This window comes from Vibrio tritonius, assembly GCF_001547935.1.
Taxonomy (GTDB): domain Bacteria; phylum Pseudomonadota; class Gammaproteobacteria; order Enterobacterales; family Vibrionaceae; genus Vibrio; species Vibrio tritonius.
On record NZ_AP014635.1, the window covers coordinates 2,237,610 to 2,257,991 of the forward strand.

The following is a 20,382-nucleotide window of genomic DNA, read 5'->3' on the forward strand; positions in this document are numbered from 1 at the left end:
CGTCAGTGACATTTATCCGAAGGGGAAACCGCGTGAGCAGTAGTAAATTTGAGCAAATAGCAGCCATCATTGAGCGCGATATTGAATCAGGTAAATACCCATCGAATTCAAAATTGCCTACTCATCGGCTTTTAGCGGAAGAACTGGGAACAACCCCTGTTACGGTTGCTAAAGCATATAAGCTACTAATGGATAAAGGTCAGCTTGAATCTTTTGTCGGAAGAGGCACATTTGTTTGTGCTGCATCTGATTTAGACCATGCTATCCAAGCTCCACCCGAAGATAACAACTTTAATTTTTCAATCTTACAGCCGTGTTTGGAACTCAATGTTCCTGCGTTAAAATCTGCTTATAGGCAATCAGCCGACCTGATTACCGCTCCAGTGATTGGTTATACTGAACATTCAGGTCATGAAGTTCATCGTGCAGCCGGCGCAAAATGGGCGGCAATGTATGGTTTAGAGGGCGCTACTAGCGAAAATATTCTATTAACCAATGGTGCTCAGCATGCGCTCTCCTTGGTCATCGAAAGCTTAACAAAACCCGGTGACACCATATTGGTCGAACAGCTCACTTACCCAGGCATTACTGCCATTGCCAATATGTCGAGCAGAAAACTGGTTGCGGTCGAATTAGATAAAGACGGTTTATGCCCCAAAGCCCTTGCACAAGCCATTGATGACTACCAAGCGACTATGGTAATTACGATTCCGAGTCATCAAAACCCTACAGGTATCTCCATGCCTGAATATCGTAAAAAAGAGATCGCTCAGGTTATCAATGAGAAACAAGTTTGGTTGGTGGAAGATGACATTTATGCCTTTTTAGACGATGTAACAACGCCACCCATAGCGAACTTCGCTCCAGATTACACGTTTCACATTTCTGCGTTATCAAAGGCTATTAGCCCTGCCATGCGATGTGGCTACTTAAAGGCGCCACACTCCCAGATTCATGCTCTGAATGCTCACATCAGAACCAATATTTGGCTTGTCTCACCCATTAACTTTATTGCCGCAACTCAGCTCATAGAATCAGGTGAAGCGTTTCGTTTAGCGAGCTTACAAAGAGAGACGGCCAATCATAGACAGCAGTTGGTGAGAGATATTTTCCCATCGGTTGATTGTGCGGCATCGGGTTACCATGTTTGGCTTCCCTTACCTGCCCACTGGCACCCAGACCGATTTGCCTTAGAAGCAAAGAACAATAACATCATTGTGACTAGCGGCAGCTATTTTTGTGTAGGAGACGCCCAACCAACTCACGTACGGTTGTCTTTAATGTCTATCGGCAATCAAGCACGCTTGAAAGAAGGGCTATACAAAATAAAAGCACTTATGGACTCAGACACAAGTGGCTTTTTCCCGTATTGATGGTCTTTTCCCGTATCAATGACTCTGCATTTAATTAGCCATGTCGCGGCGCGAACATGATGATAGCCATACCGAATAACGCCACCGTGGCACCGACGACATCCCATAGCGTTGGGCGAATACCATCGACAACCCACAGCCATAGAATGGCCACAAAAATATAGATTCCGCCATACGCAGCATAAACGCGCCCTGCCGCGGTGGGATGGAGAGAAAGCAACCAGGCAAATAGTGCTAGGGATAACCCCGCAGGTAGTAAAAGCCAAGCCGATTTATCTTGTTTTAACCACAGATAAGGTAGATAACATCCCACTATTTCTGCTATCGCTGTAATAAAAAATAGCCCGATAGTTTTTACTTCTAGCAACTCAATTCCCTCATATCATTTCCAGCCCATTTAGCATTGCAGATGACCATGTAACGGTGATAACTATTATGCTAGAGGCGATGATGCCGCTTTTTTGGGGGTGATTCAATTGTAAGCGCACCACAAACCCCACATTCTAAACAGGCTTTGCCCACTCTATGATCACATCTCCAATCCAAAGGAGATGTGACATGAATAAACGACGTACCGACCAAGAATGGCTTTCTCTGATTGAGCAATGCCAAGCCAGTTCGCTCACACAACAAGCTTTTTGCCAAAAACACGACATTAGCGTATCGACGTTTTACGCTAAGCGGCAGCAGTTGAGTGTTAACCCATCCCCAACTCAGAGTGGCTTCGTTAAGGCCGAAATTATTGAAAAAACCACCTGTCGCAAGGTGACCCAGACGTCGGTAGCCAACATGACTTTGATGGTAAATAACGTCGAATTGAGTATTCCTCAAGGCACGCCACCACACTATCTTGCTGAGTTGATTGGAGCCTTGTCATGAAGCGCATGATGACCGCGCCAGTGGTGTATTTATACCGCGAGTTTGTCGATTTCAGAAAGTCTATCAATGGTCTGGCGCTGTTGATTGAATCCGAAACCGACCTTGAGCTAGGCTCTGGGGCATTGTTCCTCTTCACCAATAAACAACGCGATAAAATCAAAGCGTTGTATTGGGACCAAACGGGTTATGCGCTCTGGTATAAACGCCTCGAAAAAGCCAAGTTTAAATGGCCCACACAAGAGAAAAATGCCGTGTTTACCTTAACGCAATTTGACCTCGACAGGCTGCTTTCTGGCTTCACAATAATCGGCCATAAACCGATAAAAATCGACAGTTTTACAATGGGTTAATGGCAATAAAAGTCAGATAAACCAAGCCTTTTTTATCGGTATAAAGTACAATAACCACCATGAAAAAGACGACCCCCGACATCAATCCAGACAGCCAAAACATCGCGGAACTTCAAGCGATGGTGAAGGCGTTGATGTCTGAGCAAGAAGCTTGGCAGCAAAAAGAATCACAGTGGCAACAAGAGCGCCAATCCTTGATTGAGCAGTTCAAACTGGCACTTGACCGTCAGTTCGCCAAACGCTCTGAAGCGTTAAAACCGTATAACGAAGCTCAGGGCGACTTCTTTAATGAAGTGGAATGCGAAGCGGAGAACGTCGAGGAAGAAGTGGTGACCACGACGACCACAACAAAGCGCCGTGGTAAACGCAAGTCATTACCGAAAGACTTACCTCGCGAAACCGTGGTGCTTGACCTGGATGAGCACGATAAAAATTGTCCTTGCTGCCAGCATTCTCTGCATCAAATCGGGGAAGACCGTAGCGAGAAACTGGAGTTCACGCCTGCAGTCCTCAAAGTTATCGAATACGTTCGTCCTAAATACGCGTGCCGTCATTGTGAGCAACACAGTGAGACTAACCCAGTTCACCAACAGCCAGCACCCGAGAGCATTATCCCGAAAAGCTTCGCCACAGAAAGCTTGCTGGCCAATATCATCTTGGGTAAATACCAGTACGCATTGCCGCTTTATCGACAAGAAACCTTGTTCACGCAATCGGGTATCGATTTATCAAGAACCACTATGGCTCGCTGGGTTATCCAAGTCAGTGAGAAGTTCCAACCCTTGTACCAAGCCTTAAAAACGCACTTACTTGAGCAAGTGGTGGTTCATGCCGATGAAACCCCGTTGAATGTTCTTCAAGAAGAGAAGCGCAGTTACATGTGGCTTTACTGCTCAGGAGCTGACTCTCCGCAAGCTGGTTTACCGGATATGAAAAACATCGTCTTGTACGACTATCAAAACAGTCGCGCGAGAGCGTGCCCAATGGACTTCTTGGGAGATTACTCGGGTTACCTGCAAACTGATGGTTATGCGGCGTACGATGGTCTCACTCAAGTGACGAATGTTGGTTGCTTCGCTCATGCTCGCCGTAAGTTCATGGAGGCAAAAAAGATTCAGGGTAAAGGCAAGACCGGTAAAGTGGATATCGCGCTGGCAAAAATCCAAAAACTCTATGCGCTCGAAGCTCGCTTAAAACAGTCGTCAGCTGAGGAACGTTGGTCAGAAAGACAAACGCACGCCAAACCGATGTTAGACGACCTGTATCAATGGCTCACGACACAGAAAGTGTTCGAATCCAGCCCACTGGGTAAAGCGATTAAATACGCCTTGGGTCAATGGCCAAAGTTGGTGCGTTATGTGGATGATGGGCACTTATCCATCGACAACAATCGAGCAGAGCGTGCAATCAAATCGATGGTCATTGGCCGAAAAAATTCTTATGACCTTTTTCAAGTTTTTCGACAAAACCTCTCTCTCCTCTGTGAGACGAGGCATATTCTCAGAGTTGGAATTGCCTGAAAGTGAATCAACAAATACTTGGGTTATACATACTCTTATTCGGGGATCTTTAGCCCCAACATGGTTTTCGTAATGAGCTTGCCTCTTTCTGGCTGCTAGTATCTAACCTAATGGTCGACTTAAATTCTTGACGAGGATTACTCACCTTGAGCTTCTTCACTTCCAAGCAAATTTTAAACTCTCTGATTTTGAGTAGTTACCGCGATATCCCACATGAATCCAAGTAACTCTCTAGCAACAGCCGTAATAGCCACCTGCGATTTTTTGCCTTTTGCTACCAAGCTTCTATAACGGAAACATAAACGTTGTTGTGCTTTCCAAGAAATATCCTTAGCTTCTTGGCAGACGCTATCTGGGCGGTAGGTGACTAACCAGTTACCTACTTTTGCATTGGTTCTATAGCTCCATGCTGCTTCATATAACAAGCGCCTAAGTTCTACGTTGCCAGCCTTAGTTATTCCGGCTTTTCTGACGGTAGCTCCACTTGAATACTCACCAGGAATCAACCCCAGAAACGCCATGATTTGCTTGGGATTACTAAATCGAGAGAAATCTCCCAGTTCAGCAACAACTGAAATTGCAATAGTCCGACCGACGCCTTTCAAAGCTTGTAATTGGTTAACAAGATTATTAAGCGACCAATCTGGAAGTAATCGATCAATCTCTTGGTCAAGCTGTGTGATTCTATTTTCTATTTGTTCAAGGCTTTGTCGATAGTGCTCGTACGCAATTTGTTGGGATGGAAGCGGGAATGACTGATTTGCCAGCCATACTCGGTGGCGAACAGTCCACATCTTTTTCTCGTATATTTTTCCTGCTCTCAGAAGAATACTCTGAATTCGTTGCTTGGCTACTTTGGTATCCTTTTTTGCACAACTTCTCGCCCTAACAAGATCGCGCATTGCTTCATGCGTAATATCGGGAACCCAAATATCCACCAACTCTCCTGCTCTCAACAGCCTTGCTAATGCAACCGCATCTCGGTGATCATTTTTTATCTTGTTGGTTGATAGCTTGGGAATTCTAGAAGGAGCGACAACGATGCAATCGATATTCATACTTAACAATAATCGATATAGACCGTAGCCAGTTGGCCCTGCTTCATAGCAAACAAGAATCGGTTCGTGGAGTTTTATGAGCTTCTTCATCAAACGAATGACAGAATCTTTAGCTGACGATATATTGCCATAAAAACGTACTTCACCCTGTCTCTCGGGGCTTGCTATTGCAACAGCAATTGTATCTTTGTGAACATCCAGCCCAATATAAGCAGAATAGTTAACTGGTTTCATATTGACGACCTCCAAAAACGCACCATAGGTGAGTCTTAGTATATAAGGTCATACCATCTGGCTCTTCGCCAACACATCAAAAGGTGCCGATGCTAGCGCATTACTCTATAGCATCATCGAGACGGCTAAAGCCAATGGACTCATTCTCTACGATTACATGGTTAAGTGCATGAAAGAGCTGGCGAAAGCAGAGCCTGACATTGACTCACTTCTTCCGTGGAACTTCTCACATTAAAACGCCCCGTGTGTTCATGGGGCGCTTACATTCAATTAATGTATCTATACATCAATAGCCGTGACTTTTGCTGTAAGGAAGGACTCGCTTAGAAAGGGTAATAACAGTTCCTAAACAGAACCGTTCAGGCAAATGCTGAACGCAGACTCGCATAAACTCATCCATGGGACTCCACTTTGCTATCGAAAGCCATGAAACCATCAATATGAAATCTACCTGTTGATTTTTATATATTTCAGGCATAAAAAAAGACGTCCTAGGACGTCTTTTTTCTTGAATTTGGCGGTGAGCAAGTCATCAGACTTAAAGCAATAACTAGTTGTTTTAATTGGTAATAAAAATCTTATCAATCACCCAATATTAACGAGAATATCCATTAGATGAGATATTGTCCGAGGAACATGTCATGGAGTAGCCGCTAAAATGCCGATCAAGCTACTTAAAGTTAACCGTACATGACCCTTACAGTAACGACTAGTAAATTAATAGCAACCCATTCAAAACCAAAACAACATATTGCAGGAAGGTTTAAGTTTCACATTGTAAACGTTTATTAAATGCTATTGAACCATGAAGGTTTGATTGTCACATCCTTTTTTCTCTCAACATTCACACCTAACCCCAAAATTTTGAGCTGTTCAGCAAGGGCACGGCCATCAATCTAATATATTGGTTGAGCCTCATATCTCCGAGCCTTTCGTCTAGCATTGTAAGTGGTCAACAAAAATCTGCTGTTCACCAACACATTAAAAGAAAATGCCAGTGCGTTACTCTACAGTATCACCGAGACAGCTAAAGCCAATGGACTCATTCTCTACGATTATATGACCAAGTGTATAAAAGAACAGGAGAAAGTAGAGCCCAACATCTACTCACTTCTTCTGTGGAACTTATCACACTAACACGCCCCGAGGGAGCATGGGGTGGATACAATCAAACTCATACACCGATTAGAACAATGGCCAAATATAATTAACTATAAATTTTCAATCTCTATTCCTTCATCTTTAGCCCTTTTGAGCAAATCGACAAGAATTAAACTCTGTTTTTCTGTTGGTATTTTATTCGGGATCTGAACGGCAACGTTTAAAATCCCAATATCTTTATGGGATAAAGTCACAGCAGAGCTAAATCGTTCCAATAACCTTTTCCACTTTATGGCTGAAATATTCAGTACCATCTTCTGAGCTTCTATTCCATCATCCATTTTCTGTACTTTTCGTGCTTGTTTTGTCTCACTCAACACAAGGTCATTTGAAATTAGACTATCCTTAAAATCTTGTGACAGAACATCTTCAAGTTCAGCAGATCTTTCTTTTAATCTTTGCCAGCACCCTTCTTTTTTACACCACTCAGTAACGTTAGAAATTCCTTGTTGAGGTTGAGTTATCTCATCATGCACTAGTTCAGAGGTAACCTCGATCGCTCGCTCCAAATCATCAGCAATGAACTGAGCACTCCATATCCGCATGAAATCTATAGACTTACCGAGCTTGGACGCATAGTGCCCTAGAAGAGCTAAAGTATAAGCTACAATATTTGCTCTATAGCCGCCGTTGTACCATGGTTGAGCGGAAACCAGCTTTTCTGTTTTTCTAAAGAGGATGGCACGAGCGATGGCTCTTTTATAATAAAACTCGCTAAACGCTTCAGGTGATTTTACCCATTCAGAACCAATTCGCTTCGCATATTGTGCAAAGTTTTTCTGGGCTCCGAGGTTAACGAACCTAGGAGCGTCATCCCAAACATTCTCAAATTTAGCCAGATCGGTTTTAGTAAACATCTGCAGCTTGGGATTTTCTGCTTGGAACTTTTTCTTTTCACCTTGAGTAAGCTTACTCTGTGCATCAGCATATTGACCACGAGCTCGCTCATAGAACCACTTAGTCTCACGTAATGCTCCTTGCTTGGCAGGAGCCCATATACGTCTCGAAAACTCTTCCATGCGAATATGAAAAGGATGATTTGAGAAAAAATCAGCAGCATTAACCTTGTTCTGGGTGTTTGCATATTCCGAGATTTTAGGTACTACTATTTCGCTTTGTTCACTATCAATAACAGATAGTTTCATCTGAACAAAAATACCTTCAAGTGAAACATTATCTTTACGACTCGTGTGAAATAGAGAAGCTGTAGTTTGACCACCATTCACTATTTGCAGATCTTTCATACTCACTACCTCAAGCCCAGAATCCCCTTGTCTGACTTCTACCTCCTGAGCAGTGGCTGTAATACCATTGTTGTATGCAAAGAACATTTGCGGCTCATTGATAATAGTACTTCTGATGCCTTTGTTAACATTACCTCGTGCTTGTAAAAAACATCGAACGTTTTGCTCTAGCAAACGAGCACCATATTTTTCATACATAGCTGACAAAATAGTTGCTGGGATTACTATCAGATAAGATTTGTAAGAATCTGAACCTAAATGAGCTGGCAGACATGAAACCCCTGTTCCATAAGCATCAGGGAAATTTATATCAAGGATTTCCTTATGACCTCGAGAGCTTTGTTGTCGTTGTAGCCTCGACACATCCCAAATATGATATGAAGCTGGCACACCAGCAATTTCGCCATCTTCAATTGCGCTAACTCGTCCGCTCAGCGCTTGCTCAGAAAACAAATAAAAATTAACCTTTCTTATTGCCCTTCCGCGATCATAGAGCTGCCTTGATAGGCCATACACAGGAGCAGTCTCTTCGAGATCTTTGAACAATTCTTTGTTTTTACTCGACTCAAAAAATTTTGCCACTCGTCTGAAAGCGCTATCAACGTTAGTTTTCGTCAGTGATCCCAACTCTTCTCTACAATCGAAGTCAGCTATAAAGAGATCTAATGTTCCTTCATCATTAAACCAATAACCATCAACTCTCATTCCTTTTTGTGCACGATAGTGACAAAGTTCAAACCCTTCCAGAAATCCTGTATCTATCAACTCTTGTGCAACGGTTTCCAAAAACTGCGACAATTGAAAACTGCTACTAGCTTCTGCACCAGCTAACAAATCCTGTTTGAAATCATGAAAAAACTCCTGGACGGACTGTTCCATTTTACTTCCCCCATACATGCTTATCTTCGCATAAAAAACCCCGAATGCTTTCTAACTTAATTTCATAACCAACTCTTATAAGACCCTCACTTAACTCAGATCTAACAATCTTTGGAAACTCGCCTTCGACTCGATACGTTTGTTCTTCAGCAATGACAAATTTAGGCTTATCGTAATTGAGCATCTTTACATACCCGACTTTAGCCAGTTTGGTATCAAACATATCTATAGCTTCAGCCTCCGTTAGTGTCTCCTCAACTATCTTTACTAATTCGTTCAAGGAAATTGACGCTTTTGATTCAGGCATATCAATCAACCTAAAGACTTTAAGAAACAGACTGCTACTCAAGCTTTCGAGCTGATCTTCTGAAGATATTTTTACTGTATTTCTCTCACGACCGGAAAGTGATTTAACTTCTACAGCGGTATCTGAAAATATAAAATCCTGATGAGATGCTTCGGGGCCCTGCCATGAATCTAATGCATCCAGTTCGTTATCCATTTGGTCAAGCATCTGTTGTAGAAACTTAAGTTCACTGAACAGTCCCCTTATTTCTTCTGCACTCAGTACACGACTTTGTTTTCCTGCCAAAAATGCTTTCCATCGTTTTATCTGAGAAAGGGCAACTGACAAGCCAACCAACGGATCTGATATCTTAGAGAGTTCATCAACCAAAGTTTCGCATAAGCTGTAAAAGAGATCTTGATCTACATGTTTTTCCAGAACCAAAATCAGGCCTTGATTTCCAGTAGTACTAAGCACTCTAAAGTCGATTTTGATCCCATGAATGCATACTAGGTTTTCCTGAAATATCTTGGTTCCATCTTCATTAATTTCATAAATAAAAACACATCGCCCATTTACATCCTTCCCCCAATACAACGGAAGATATTGACTGTCTCTGATTTGCCTTACACTTAAATCTTCAGTAGGTGTCTTTATATCATCCCAAGGCCTATTCCTCGTCATCTGCAGCCTCATCTCGAATCAAAGTATCTAAATCCACCCCAATCGATTTTCCCAAATACACTCTATTTGCTACTACAGAAACTGTGTGGAAATAATCTACCTTAGGAAAGCTTAAAACGAAGGCAGGAACTGGAAAATTCGATTTTTCACCATCAACCAGATTCAAGTTGTAAATCATTAGTAGTGGCTTATTTCTCTCCACCCTGTAGTACCTGTCAGCTGGTTTTTTAATTTCCTTCCCTTTTTCTTTGGCATCGGTGACGGCTTTTTTCATAGCATTATCTTTTTGTGGTTCAGACAAACCATAATGTTCATGTCGACCACCAACTCTTCCTTGGTTAACACTCCAAGTATTATCTTTTTCTGAATAAGTAGCTTTCCGTCGATTTGGACTCAAAGAATAATCGTGTTCTGTCGTACTTTCCTTTTCTGATATTAAGACAACATCAGAATATGGAAATCTGGTTACAATTGAATTTAAATACTTTAGAGCAAAGTTTTTCTTGTCCGACATTTTAGAAACGCATTTAAACTCATTCAGAAATTTGATAATGGATCTTGTATCAGCACTACTTAAATACCAGCCTTTACCTTCCTCTGAAGGTAAAAAACCTCTATCTTTTACACCAAAGTCATCTTTCCAATATCTAACGATTAAATCTCGATTAAAATTATTTTTTGATATTTCATTTGGAAGGATATCACTCTCGACAGCCTTCTCACTGTAGCTCTGCCGAACAGTGATATTTTCCGCAGATCTCATCTTATTTGCAGCGGTAACCAGCAAAGTATCAGGATGTGACATCACATATAAACCAAAATCTTTAGGGCTCAATCCATCAAGTCTCATCTGTATGACTTGATCTCGCAGATCTTCTGAAGAAATAGCAATATGGGAATACCAGTCTATGGAGTCCTGAGGTAAATGAACCCTACACAAATCATCATAGCCAGAACGATAACCGAACCAACGGCCCATCTGCATGAGCGTGTCATACATTTTAGTATTTCTGTACATGTAACTAATACATAAACCTTCGATAGTAAGCCCACGAGAAAGACTTAATCCACCTACAGCTATAGCTGTCAAACCATGACCATCTCTTTCATATTTTTTATAATCAAGAGGCTCATCAGACTTACTATTTACAACAAAAGTTCTTATCGAGTCAGCAGAGTCACATAAAGCAGGTTTTAGTTCTTCCCAAGAAACACCAACATCCACAAAATCAGATTCAAAAACCTTCTTTAACTGAGCCATATTCTCATTTTTCTGGGATACAGCATCAGGCATCAGATAGTTTGCCTTGATTGCTTCCTTCAATTTTTTGAGATACACGTTGATGTGAGTGCGTACTAATGCTTGAACGTCTACAAACCGTGAAACATTTACAAGCATTGAGCAATGTTTTTGCTGTTGTCCTCTTAGATTTCTAATCGTTTTGACTACAACAAATTGTCTAATAGCTTTGTAGAGCGAAGGTGGTAAGTCTAATACATCAAAATCTTTTCTATGAACAAAAGGAATATAATTTTCTGCGTCTTTAATCGGTTCCAGAATCCGAGTAGAACTATCATCGTCTAGGAAAACCCTATCAGGGCCAAAATATGTTGTAGGGGCATCAAGGCAATAAATAAAGTCTCTGGGAAAGAGTTCTTCGCGTAGCTTCTCATCACCATAAGCATCTGGATTAATAAAAATATTAGCAAACGGCGTTGCCGTATACCCCACGTAAGAGGACTTTTCAAACAGACTTAAAATTTCTCTAATTCTTCGGTTTGTTTGTGTCGGGTCATTATCTTCTTTTTTGGTGTTAATTGATGCATTATCAGCTTCATCATCAATCATTAGCATTGGGACGTCAGAGATTCTTCCTAGTCCTTTAGTATTAAGCTCGTCCAGCCAACGGTAAAGAGACTTAAGAGTTGAAACATTTTTCTTAATAACCAAGACAACCGGATTATTATAATTGTTGATTGTCCAACCGCTATCATCAGCAGTTCGCTTACTAAAATCTGAATAAATATTAGTGAGAGAGATTGGGTGTTCATCATTATTAAAACCATGACCAACACCAACCGTCTTCCAGCCTTCTTCATACTTAGTACGACCTACAAAACCTTCATCAACCCGCTCTTGAGTCTGCCTACGAAGATTATTATGAACACCAGCTATAACTATAATGAATTTGTATCCAGCATCAGCAGCTTTTGCCACCAATCCTAAGTAATTCGCTGTTTTACCCGATTGCACGTGACCAATCACCAATCCACGTCGATCCCAAACGCCGGGTGATGTTGGGTCTTGAAGATGACCAAGTATTTTCGTACCAACATCACTCAAAGACTGAACAACTGTAGGAGACCACTTCTCTTTTTTTAGGTGCTTTTCATATGCATCAGAATAAAACCATTCAATATCCTTACGCTTATAAACCCATTCTTTATCATGAGTTGCCTCAGGATCGACAAGCGAAATACCCAATCCCATTCTGGAATCTATTTCATAGTAAGCGTCATTAGCACAACTTACTGCATCATGTTCATCAAGACCTAATATCTTTGCTAGATCGACAGCTAAGGCATCAACTTCTTCTCGTGTTGGAACATAATCTGACCAACGTGCTTTTGCCGCAGTGATCAAGGAAACAGTAAAATTCTTTTTTGCCTCCAAGTTTTCTTTATCATTCCCCATTTTTTATCCCTTCATAATATTGTTCTACTAGTTCTTTGTGAGCATCAAACATACGTACAGAGTCAACTACGCTCCGAAAAGTATCGACATTCACCTCACCAGAACCAAATAAAGACCTTCTAAGTTCTTCAAGCTTTTGCAAAACATTGTTTTTTTCTATTGAGAACTGATCAACGCTTCTAGGTGCCGAAGAGTAATCCGAGTAGATCATCTCCACTGGAATTGCTGCTGAAACAGCTTCCAGATATGAATTCAAGATCGAGGACTGCCAGTCCGACAAACCATTCTTTAGACTCTGTAAAAGAGGATGAGATAAATTCAACTCAAATCGAACTCGTTCCTTATCAGCATACCGCTCCCAAATAGGTTCGAGAGAATCCTGAAAAAGCTTTTGCCCTCTGCCTCGATGAATTCTAGTACTAGTGTCTGTAACTTTAGATATGATCTGCCTAAGTCTTTCCCTTACTTCATTTGGTGGTCTCGCTCTTGATTTTTTGATATCAATTGTCCAACTTTCATCAAGAGCATTTGGAAAATCGATCTGAATTCTGGCAAGCTTGGTAGATTCACCTTTTGGAACTAATCTGAACCAGTCTCCCCAAGCCATAAGCCTGCTATTCCGGTAGATATATGCTCCTTGATTTGAGATAAAACTGCTACGGTCTTCGTAGAAGTCATATTCTGTAGCCGTGAGCTTACTATGATGCGGTAATATGTATGGCTGTATCATTACTTCCATACCATTAATTCTGACTATTTCTTCTGGAAGTACCTGTGTCGCTTTAATTTTTCGACAGAACGGATCGAATGCTTTTACAACATGTCCATTTATTCGAATTGCGAACCTTGGATGATGCTTAACTTCACCTGCAAGAAATCTATGGAAAACCAAAGATAAATGACGATCGACAAGATCCAGTTTTTCAAAAACTATTTCATCTCGTTTACTACCATACTGGTCTTCAAATAGCCGATCTAACTTCGTCCAAACAACTGCCGTTCCAGTTTCTCCTAACTGATCCAAATACGATATTTTTTGAATATCGTTGTCATCCAAAATCGATAGGTACCAATCATCCCTCTCACTGACATGATCCAGATCCCACTCAGCCCCACACATTTTTGATTTTATAGAGCTTACGACTGTTAAATTTCTGCACTGAGAAAAAGATGCTGTCTTCATACCCAAACCAAATCGACCTAAATCATTAGGGTCTCTGGCTTGTTTGGGGTTAGATGAGCCATGTTTCATTGCGAGAAGAAGCTCATCCTCAGTCATACCTTTGCCGTTGTCTAGGATAGCCAATATTGGTATTTTACAATTCAAATCACAGTAGACATCTACTTCTGTTGCTCCAGCAGTAATACTGTTATCTATTATGTCGGCAACAGCTGTCGCCAAAGAATATCCGAGGTCTCTCATAGACTCAGACAATGACGAAGCACTTGGTGGCAACATGAGTTCTTTTGCCATTAGTCCCCCCGGCAGAAGTAATTTAATTAGTTCCAAGACATCAATGAGGAATTTTGCTTTTCACAATCTTTGCTCCTAGGTAACAAAGGGGCATATATCGGTTCGATTGTTTCCGAACACATTGATGTAACTTTATAACATTCATCAAATCGGTAGAGATATTAAACTTACCTAATACCACTTTGAAACCGTCGGTGTTAGAAATGAAAAATATTTCACATTCGCTTGCATGCATATATCAAATTAGTATACATAATAAAAATTCGTTTAAACAATGATTTAGATAAATGTATTGCCAATCGCTCTAACCACATAATATATCTATGGAAAGTAAACGGACGTACATGACCAATAAGTCTGTTTCAAAAATATGAGAGCAATAAAAAGGAATACACAACCAGAGATGTTTATGTGACCGCTTCTGCCACATGCATGACTGTGCCGATTACCTAGAACAAGAACAGATTTCTGGAGTAGCATCAGGGAGGTATTCGCAAAGATGGTAAGTGAAATAGTACAATCAATTACATCCTATTGTATCTGGGGCAGGTTTATCTGGGCATGTGCTCTCAGAGGTAAGGAAAACACTATCCGAAAATATTTACTTTCACTGATTAAAACTTTTTTCCTTTCTGAACCTGAAGCAACAGAAATCAGTGGTAGGAGACTAATTTTTGCACACTGATTTGAAAGGCAACTTATAAAAAATAGTTATACGCCCATATCTTGACCCGTGAGTGATGTTTTTGTAATTGCCTACTTGCTCCAGAAAATAAGCCTGGTATTATTGCCTAGCAATTTGGAGAGGATAACATAATGAAATCGGGTGAAATTTTAGTCATAGATCTATTTGCTGGTCCGGGTGGACTCGGTGAAGGCGTGTCTTCAGTTGAAACTTCCGATGGTGTTTATCCTTTTAAAATTGGTATATCAGTTGAAAGAGAAGCCAGCGCTCACCGGACGTTAACTACTCGAGCATTTTTCCGCAAGATCAGACATAAACAAAATGCTATGACTGATTATTACGATTACGTAAAAGGTCTGATTACCAGAGATCAATTATTAACGAAGCATCCGACAGAATCTGCAGAAGCAGTCCAGGAAACACTTGATGGTCCAACTGAACTGGGCAAAGACAATGACCTAATTCACAAGAGAATTAAAGAATTAGTTTCTGCTCATGATGGTCCCAAAGTTGTTATTGGTGGTCCTCCATGCCAGGCATATTCATTAGCCGGTCGTTCACGTAATGCCGGTATAAAAGATTATGTTGCTGAAAAAGATAAGCGTCATTTTTTATACAAAGAATATTTACAGGTACTTTCAATAGCACAGCCAGATGTATTTGTTATGGAAAATGTAAAAGGTATATTATCAGCCAAAATTAACGGTCAAATAATGTTCCCTTCCATACTGGATGATTTACGTCATCCAGGCAAAGTTGCCCTAGATGGAGACAATACCGGAAAAAGCTACAGAATTTATTCGCTTGTTACTGAAGCAAAAAATCCTGAGAATCCACAGTATCCAAATACTTCAGACTTTCTGATTCGCTCTGAAAGATTTGGTATTCCACAAGCTCGTCACAGGGTGATTCTTCTTGGTGTTCGTGAAGATATAAAAGCAATACCAGGAACTTTAACAGAAAAAGACAATGCTGAATTAAACGTTAAAAACATATTAGATGATCTTCCTGAACTTAGAAGCGGATTTTCTAAAAGAACAGACGCTGTTTCGGATTGGGAAAAAACAGTATCTGATAATGCACAACTTTTAGAAAAAATTCTCCAAGAAGAAGGATATAGTGCAGAACAGATAGATGAACTGGACTTGAAACCATATTCAGGACTGCCTCGCAAAAGCAATAAACATGCTGATATCAGATTATGCCGAATTCAAGAACCATTAAAAACATGGCTAATTGATCCTGATTTAGGAACAGTACTTAATCACGAAACCCGTGGACATATTGAAGCAGATTTACTGCGTTATGCATTTTGCGCTGCATATTCTTCACTAAATGAGGGAATATCACCAAAATCGAAAGACTTTCCTGCAGCATTAGCTCCAGAACATGCAAACTGGAAGACAGGAAAACATGCAGATCGTTTTCGAGTCCAGTCGGCTAACCGTTATTCCACAACAGTAACCAGCCATATATCTAAAGACGGTCATTATTTTATCCACTATGACCCAAAACAATGTCGAAGCCTGACTGTTCGTGAGGCTGCAAGATTACAAACATTTCCGGACAATTACTTTTTTGAAGGAAACCGAACTCAACAATATGTCCAAGTGGGAAATGCCGTACCACCTTATTTAGCTCGACAGATCGGTAAAATTGTATTGAATTTGCTCGAAGATAGACATAATTAAACTCTGAGAAAATAGTGCTGACATTAAAATTTTAATATTGTAGCCAGAACTGGGATATATCATAAGTATATCGCAAACCCCATATCCTAATCAGGCTTCGTCCACTCGACAATCACATCTCCAACCTAAAGGAAATGTGATATAAATATGACGCACCGACCAAGAATGGCTGTCTATGATTGAACAATGCCAAGCTAGTTCATTTACACAACAAGATCTTGGCAATACCATATCCGACTCTGCTACATAATCTATTTAGTAGTTGGATCACAAATCAGTCAACATTACTCAACAAAAAAGACCGTTGATTACAATAGTAACCAACGTTCTTTTTTAAATGACATGTGTGATATTAAACGTAAGCGCCCCATGAACACACGGGGCGTTTTAATGTGAGAAGTTCCACGGAAGAAGTGAGTCAATGTCGGGCTCTGCTTTCGCCAGCTCTTTCATGCACTTGACCATGTAATCGTAGAGAATGAGCCCATTGGCTTTAGCCGTCTCGATGATGCTATAGAGTAATGCGCTAGCATCAGCACCTTTTGATGTGTTGGCGAAGAGCCAATTTTTTCGGCCAATGACCATTGATTTTATCGCACGTTCTGCTCGATTGTTGTCGATGGATAAGTGCCCATCATCCACATAACGCACCAACTTTGGCCATTGACCCAAGGTGTATTTAATCGCTTTACCCAGTGGGCTGGATTCGAACACTTTCTGTGTCGTGAGCCATTGATACAGGTCGTCCAATATTGGTTTGGCGTGTGTTTGTCTTTCTGACCAACGCTCTTCAGCTGACGACTGTTTTAAGCGAGCTTCAAGCGCATAGAGTTTTTGGATTTTTGCTAGCGCGATATCCACTTTCCCAGTCTTGCCTTTTCCCTGAATCTTTTTTGCCTCCATGAACTTACGGCGAGCATGAGCGAAGCAACCAACATTCGTCACTTGAGTGAGACCATCGTACGCCGCATAACCATCAGTTTGCAGGTAACCCGAGTAATCTCCCAAGAAGTCCATTGGGCACGCTCTCGCGCGACTGTTTTGATAGTCGTACAAGACGATGTTTTTCATATCCGGTAAACCAGCTTGCGGAGAGTCAGCTCCTGAGCAGTAAAGCCACATGTAACTGCGCTTCTCTTCTTGAAGAACATTCAACGGGGTTTCATCGGCATGAACCACCACTTGCTCAAGTAAGTGCGTTTTTAAGGCTTGGTACAAGGGTTGGAACTTCTCACTGACTTGGATAACCCAGCGAGCCATAGTGGTTCTTGATAAATCGATACCCGATTGCGTGAACAAGGTTTCTTGTCGATAAAGCGGCAATGCGTACTGGTATTTACCCAAGATGATATTGGCCAGCAAGCTTTCTGTGGCGAAGCTTTTCGGGATAATGCTCTCGGGTGCTGGCTGTTGGTGAACTGGGTTAGTCTCACTGTGTTGCTCACAATGACGGCACGCGTATTTAGGACGAACGTATTCGATAACTTTGAGGACTGCAGGCGTGAACTCCAGTTTCTCGCTACGGTCTTCCCCGATTTGATGCAGAGAATGCTGGCAGCAAGGACAATTTTTATCGTGCTCATCCAGGTCAAGCACCACGGTTTCGCGAGGTAAGTCTTTCGGTAATGACTTGCGTTTACCACGGCGCTTTGTTGTGGTCGTCGTGGTCACCACTTCTTCCTCGACGTTCTCCGCTTCGCATTCCACTTCATTAAAGAAGTCGCCCTGAGCTTCGTTATACGGTTTTAACGCTTCAGAGCGTTTGGCGAACTGACGGTCAAGTGCCAGTTTGAACTGCTCAATTAAGGATTGGCGCTCTTGTTGCCACTGCGATTCTTTTTGCTGCCAAGCGGCTTGCTCAGACATCAACGCCTTCACCATCGCTTGAAGTTCCGCGATGTTTTGGCTGTCTGGATTGATGTCGGGGGTCGTCTTTTTCATGGTGGTTATTGTACTTTATACCGATAAAAAAGGCTTGGTTTATCTGACTTTTTTTGCCATTAACCCATTGTAAAACTGTCGATTTTTACCGGTTTATGGCCGATTATTGTGAAGCCAGAAAGCAGCCTGTCGAGGTCAAATTGCGTTAAGGTAAACACCGTGTTTTTCTCTTGTGTTGGCCACTTAAACTTGGCTTTTTCGAGGCGTTTATACCAGAGCGCATAACCCGTTTGGTCCCAATACAGAACTTTGATTTTATCGCGTTGTTTATTGGTGAAGAGGAACAAAGCCCCTGAGCCCAATTCGAGGTCGGTTTCAGATTCAATCAACAGCGCCAGACCATTGATAGATTTTCTGAAATCGACAAACTCACGGTATAAATACACCACTGGCGCGGTCATCATGCGTTTCATGACAAGGCTCCAATCAACTCTGCAAGATAGTGTGGTGGCGTGCCTTGAGGAATACTCAATTCGACGTTATTTACCATCAAAGTCATGTTGGCTACCCACGTCTGGGTCACCTTGCGACAGGTGGTTTTTTCAATAATTTCGGCCTTAACGAAGCCACTCTGAGTTGGGGATGGGTTAACACTCAACTGCTGCCGCTTAGCGTAAAACGTCGATACGCTAATGTCGTGTTTTTGGCAAAAAGCTTGTTGTGTGAGCGAACTGGCTTGGCATTGCTCAATCAGCGAAAGCCATTCTTGGTCGGTGCGTCGTTTATTCATGTCACATCTCCTTTGGATTGGAGATGTGATCATAGAGTGGGCAAAGCCTGTTTAGAATGTGGGGTTTGTGGTGCGCTTACTATTAAACCACCGTACTAAGCATCATAATGAGTGATATACCTACTAATGACATAACGGTAGACATCAAAGTCCAAGAAAGAACCGTCTCTTTTACTGTTAAACCGAAAAAGTCTTTGATCATCCAAAAACTTGCATCATTAACATGAGAACAAATACAAGAGCCTGCGCCTGTAGCTAGAGTGACTAGAGCCAAATTCACATCCGAGTGAACAGCTAGTAGAGGAAGAACTAAACCCGATGTTGAAATAGCTGCAACAGTGGCAGAACCTAGACAGATACGCAGTAGAGCAGCAACACCCCAAGCTAGAATAAGAGGATTAATATCAGTTCCAGATACAAGTGAAGCTATATAATCACCAGCGCCTGAACCTATCAATACTTGCTTAAACGCACCACCACCACCGATAATAAACAGAAGCCCTGCAATACCAGCGATTGCACTTGAGCACGAGTTCATCAGTTCAGATACAGACTTATTTCGCTTAATCCCCATTGTGTAAAATGCAAACAGTAAAGAGATCAACATAGCGATAGTTGAATTACCCAAAAAGTTCAGAATTGAATACAACATATTCTGGTGAGCAGATCCAACCGACACTTCCATTTTATAAATCGTAATACAACCCATCATTATTACTGGCAACATTGCTGTCAAAAAGCTAATACCAAATCCAGGCATTTCATCTTCACTAAATTCTTTCGGAGTACCAAGTGATTGCAAACTACCCATTTTCACAAAAGCATCAGGAATAATACGTTTACAAAATTTGTTTAAGATAGGACCTGCAATAATAAATGTTGGCAAGCCAGCCATTAAGCCATAAACGAGAACATGTCCGATATCAGCTCCATATTCTTTAGCAATAACTGTTGGTCCAGGATGAGGGGGAAGAAAACCATGTGCTACCAATAACCCAGATAACATAGATAGACACAGCATCATTGGGGAAATTTTCGCTTCACGCGCAATGGCGAATACAATTGGGATTAACAAGATTAAACCCACTTCGAAAAATAGTGCAATACCAATGATAAAAGCAGAGAAAACAACAGCCCACTCTAGTCTTTTTTTACCAAAGAAATCAATCATAGTGAGCGCAATACGCTGAGCGCCACCAGCATCGGCTAATAACCTGCCGAGCATAACACCAAAGCCGAAAATCAATGCAATACTTCCCAAAGTACCGCCCATTCCAGACTCGATAGTACTCACTATTTTTCCTGATGGCATACCACTAGCAACTGCGACCCCAATTGAAACCAAAATTAAAGAAATAAAAGTATTTAGCTTTAGTTTTATTGTAAGCAGCAGAAGTACTGCAATACTAACTGCAATAATAAACAAAGGCATATGATTACCTCATAGATGTAGGTTTATGTGTAGGTAGATGTTTCTGTCGAGCTACAGCTGATAGAA

General features: G+C 41.4%; 14 protein-coding genes and 3 pseudogenes. 7 read left to right on the forward strand and 10 right to left on the reverse strand.

Going from position 1 to position 20,382, the window contains the following annotated elements; genetic code table 11:
• Positions 1–32: 32 nt before the first annotated feature.
• The gene (locus JCM16456_RS09885; protein ID WP_068714060.1) at positions 33–1,373 is read left to right on the forward strand and encodes an aminotransferase-like domain-containing protein; all 1,341 of its coding nucleotides are present in this window, start codon (positions 33–35) and stop codon (positions 1,371–1,373) included.
• Between the two features lie 34 nt (positions 1,374–1,407).
• On the opposite strand, the gene JCM16456_RS09890 is transcribed toward JCM16456_RS09885, so the two are convergent.
• Complete coding sequence (locus tag JCM16456_RS09890) at positions 1,408–1,740, reverse strand: YnfA family protein (RefSeq protein ID WP_068714061.1); 333 nt, start codon at positions 1,738–1,740, stop codon at positions 1,408–1,410.
• A gap of 191 nt (positions 1,741–1,931) precedes the next feature.
• On the opposite strand from JCM16456_RS09890, the gene tnpA (JCM16456_RS09895) reads away from it, so the two are divergent.
• The 3 genes and pseudogenes from tnpA (JCM16456_RS09895) to tnpC (JCM16456_RS09905) all read left to right on the forward strand — a co-directional run.
• Entirely contained in the window at positions 1,932–2,252 is a 321-nt protein-coding gene (tnpA, locus tag JCM16456_RS09895; RefSeq protein ID WP_068712900.1) for an IS66 family insertion sequence element accessory protein TnpA, read from the forward strand.
• Positions 2,249–2,602 (forward strand): IS66 family insertion sequence element accessory protein TnpB, encoded by a 354-nt coding sequence (gene tnpB, locus JCM16456_RS09900; protein WP_068712902.1) that lies wholly within the window; start codon positions 2,249–2,251, stop codon positions 2,600–2,602. Before tnpA (JCM16456_RS09895) ends, tnpB (JCM16456_RS09900) begins: the two co-directional genes overlap by 4 nt.
• 59 nt (positions 2,603–2,661) lie before the next feature.
• Positions 2,662–4,038, forward strand: a pseudogene (gene tnpC, locus JCM16456_RS09905) (IS66 family transposase); the annotation flags it as partial.
• A gap of 257 nt (positions 4,039–4,295) precedes the next feature.
• Here tnpC (JCM16456_RS09905) and JCM16456_RS09910 read toward each other — a convergent pair.
• Positions 4,296–5,414 (reverse strand): IS110 family RNA-guided transposase, encoded by a 1,119-nt coding sequence (locus JCM16456_RS09910; RefSeq protein ID WP_068712904.1) that lies wholly within the window; start codon positions 5,412–5,414, stop codon positions 4,296–4,298.
• Between the two features lie 46 nt (positions 5,415–5,460).
• Between JCM16456_RS09910 and JCM16456_RS23300 the strand changes: the two are divergent.
• Together JCM16456_RS23300 and JCM16456_RS24205 are read left to right on the forward strand one after the other, a co-directional pair.
• A pseudogene (locus tag JCM16456_RS23300) lies at positions 5,461–5,649 on the forward strand (transposase domain-containing protein); the annotation flags it as partial.
• Positions 5,650–6,371: 722 nt separating this feature from the next.
• Positions 6,372–6,551: pseudogene (locus JCM16456_RS24205) on the forward strand (IS66 family transposase); the annotation flags it as partial.
• Positions 6,552–6,625: 74 nt separating this feature from the next.
• Here the strand turns inward: JCM16456_RS24205 and JCM16456_RS09915 are convergent.
• Genes JCM16456_RS09915 through JCM16456_RS09930 form a run of 4 tightly spaced genes read right to left on the reverse strand, consistent with a single transcriptional unit; the run spans position 6,626 to position 13,837 of the window.
• Positions 6,626–8,698: an AIPR family protein gene (locus tag JCM16456_RS09915; RefSeq protein WP_068714062.1), complete on the reverse strand. Its 2,073-nt coding sequence runs from the start codon at positions 8,696–8,698 to the stop codon at positions 6,626–6,628.
• 1 nt (position 8,699) lies between these two features.
• Positions 8,700–9,668 (reverse strand): PD-(D/E)XK motif protein, encoded by a 969-nt coding sequence (locus tag JCM16456_RS09920; RefSeq protein WP_068714063.1) that lies wholly within the window; start codon positions 9,666–9,668, stop codon positions 8,700–8,702.
• The gene (locus JCM16456_RS09925) at positions 9,655–12,363 is read right to left on the reverse strand and encodes a Z1 domain-containing protein (protein WP_068714064.1); all 2,709 of its coding nucleotides are present in this window, start codon (positions 12,361–12,363) and stop codon (positions 9,655–9,657) included. Before JCM16456_RS09925 ends, JCM16456_RS09920 begins: the two co-directional genes overlap by 14 nt.
• Positions 12,353–13,837 (reverse strand): ATP-binding protein, encoded by a 1,485-nt coding sequence (locus JCM16456_RS09930; RefSeq protein WP_068714065.1) that lies wholly within the window; start codon positions 13,835–13,837, stop codon positions 12,353–12,355. Before JCM16456_RS09930 ends, JCM16456_RS09925 begins: the two co-directional genes overlap by 11 nt.
• A gap of 816 nt (positions 13,838–14,653) precedes the next feature.
• On the opposite strand from JCM16456_RS09930, the gene JCM16456_RS09935 reads away from it, so the two are divergent.
• The gene (locus JCM16456_RS09935; RefSeq protein ID WP_068714066.1) at positions 14,654–16,213 is read left to right on the forward strand and encodes a DNA cytosine methyltransferase; all 1,560 of its coding nucleotides are present in this window, start codon (positions 14,654–14,656) and stop codon (positions 16,211–16,213) included.
• Positions 16,214–16,600: 387 nt separating this feature from the next.
• Here the strand turns inward: JCM16456_RS09935 and tnpC (JCM16456_RS09940) are convergent, their stop codons facing one another.
• The 4 genes from tnpC (JCM16456_RS09940) to JCM16456_RS09955 all read right to left on the reverse strand — a co-directional run bounded on the left by tnpC (JCM16456_RS09940) (position 16,601) and on the right by JCM16456_RS09955 (position 20,316).
• On the reverse strand, positions 16,601–18,154 hold the full coding sequence (gene tnpC / locus JCM16456_RS09940) for an IS66 family transposase (RefSeq protein WP_068713893.1): 1,554 nt from the start codon (positions 18,152–18,154) through the stop codon (positions 16,601–16,603).
• Positions 18,155–18,213: 59 nt separating this feature from the next.
• Positions 18,214–18,567, reverse strand: coding sequence for an IS66 family insertion sequence element accessory protein TnpB (tnpB, locus tag JCM16456_RS09945; RefSeq protein ID WP_068713892.1), 354 nt, complete (start codon positions 18,565–18,567; stop codon positions 18,214–18,216).
• The gene (gene tnpA / locus JCM16456_RS09950; protein WP_068713891.1) at positions 18,564–18,884 is read right to left on the reverse strand and encodes an IS66 family insertion sequence element accessory protein TnpA; all 321 of its coding nucleotides are present in this window, start codon (positions 18,882–18,884) and stop codon (positions 18,564–18,566) included. Before tnpA (JCM16456_RS09950) ends, tnpB (JCM16456_RS09945) begins: the two co-directional genes overlap by 4 nt.
• Before the next feature lie 82 nt (positions 18,885–18,966).
• Positions 18,967–20,316, reverse strand: a complete 1,350-nt coding sequence (locus tag JCM16456_RS09955; protein ID WP_068714067.1) for a gluconate:H+ symporter — start codon at positions 20,314–20,316, stop codon at positions 18,967–18,969.
• Positions 20,317–20,382 lie beyond the last annotated feature (66 nt).

Excerpts from the sequence above, each read along its gene's own strand:
- tnpA (WP_068712900.1), top strand. The coding sequence starts at position 1,932 with ATGAATAAACGACGTACCGACCAAGAATGGCTTTCTCTGATTGAGCAA.
- tnpB (WP_068712902.1), top strand. The coding sequence starts at position 2,249 with ATGAAGCGCATGATGACCGCGCCAGTGGTGTATTTATACCGCGAGTTT.
- JCM16456_RS09910 (WP_068712904.1), bottom strand. The coding sequence starts at position 5,414 with ATGAAACCAGTTAACTATTCTGCTTATATTGGGCTGGATGTTCACAAA.
- JCM16456_RS09915 (WP_068714062.1), bottom strand. The coding sequence starts at position 8,698 with ATGGAACAGTCCGTCCAGGAGTTTTTTCATGATTTCAAACAGGATTTG.
- JCM16456_RS09920 (WP_068714063.1), bottom strand. The coding sequence starts at position 9,668 with ATGACGAGGAATAGGCCTTGGGATGATATAAAGACACCTACTGAAGAT.
- JCM16456_RS09925 (WP_068714064.1), bottom strand. The coding sequence starts at position 12,363 with ATGGGGAATGATAAAGAAAACTTGGAGGCAAAAAAGAATTTTACTGTT.
- JCM16456_RS09930 (WP_068714065.1), bottom strand. The coding sequence starts at position 13,837 with ATGGCAAAAGAACTCATGTTGCCACCAAGTGCTTCGTCATTGTCTGAG.
- JCM16456_RS09935 (WP_068714066.1), top strand. The coding sequence starts at position 14,654 with ATGAAATCGGGTGAAATTTTAGTCATAGATCTATTTGCTGGTCCGGGT.
- tnpC (WP_068713893.1), bottom strand. The coding sequence starts at position 18,154 with ATGAAAAAGACGACCCCCGACATCAATCCAGACAGCCAAAACATCGCG.
- tnpB (WP_068713892.1), bottom strand. The coding sequence starts at position 18,567 with ATGAAACGCATGATGACCGCGCCAGTGGTGTATTTATACCGTGAGTTT.
- tnpA (WP_068713891.1), bottom strand. The coding sequence starts at position 18,884 with ATGAATAAACGACGCACCGACCAAGAATGGCTTTCGCTGATTGAGCAA.
- JCM16456_RS09955 (WP_068714067.1), bottom strand. The coding sequence starts at position 20,316 with ATGCCTTTGTTTATTATTGCAGTTAGTATTGCAGTACTTCTGCTGCTT.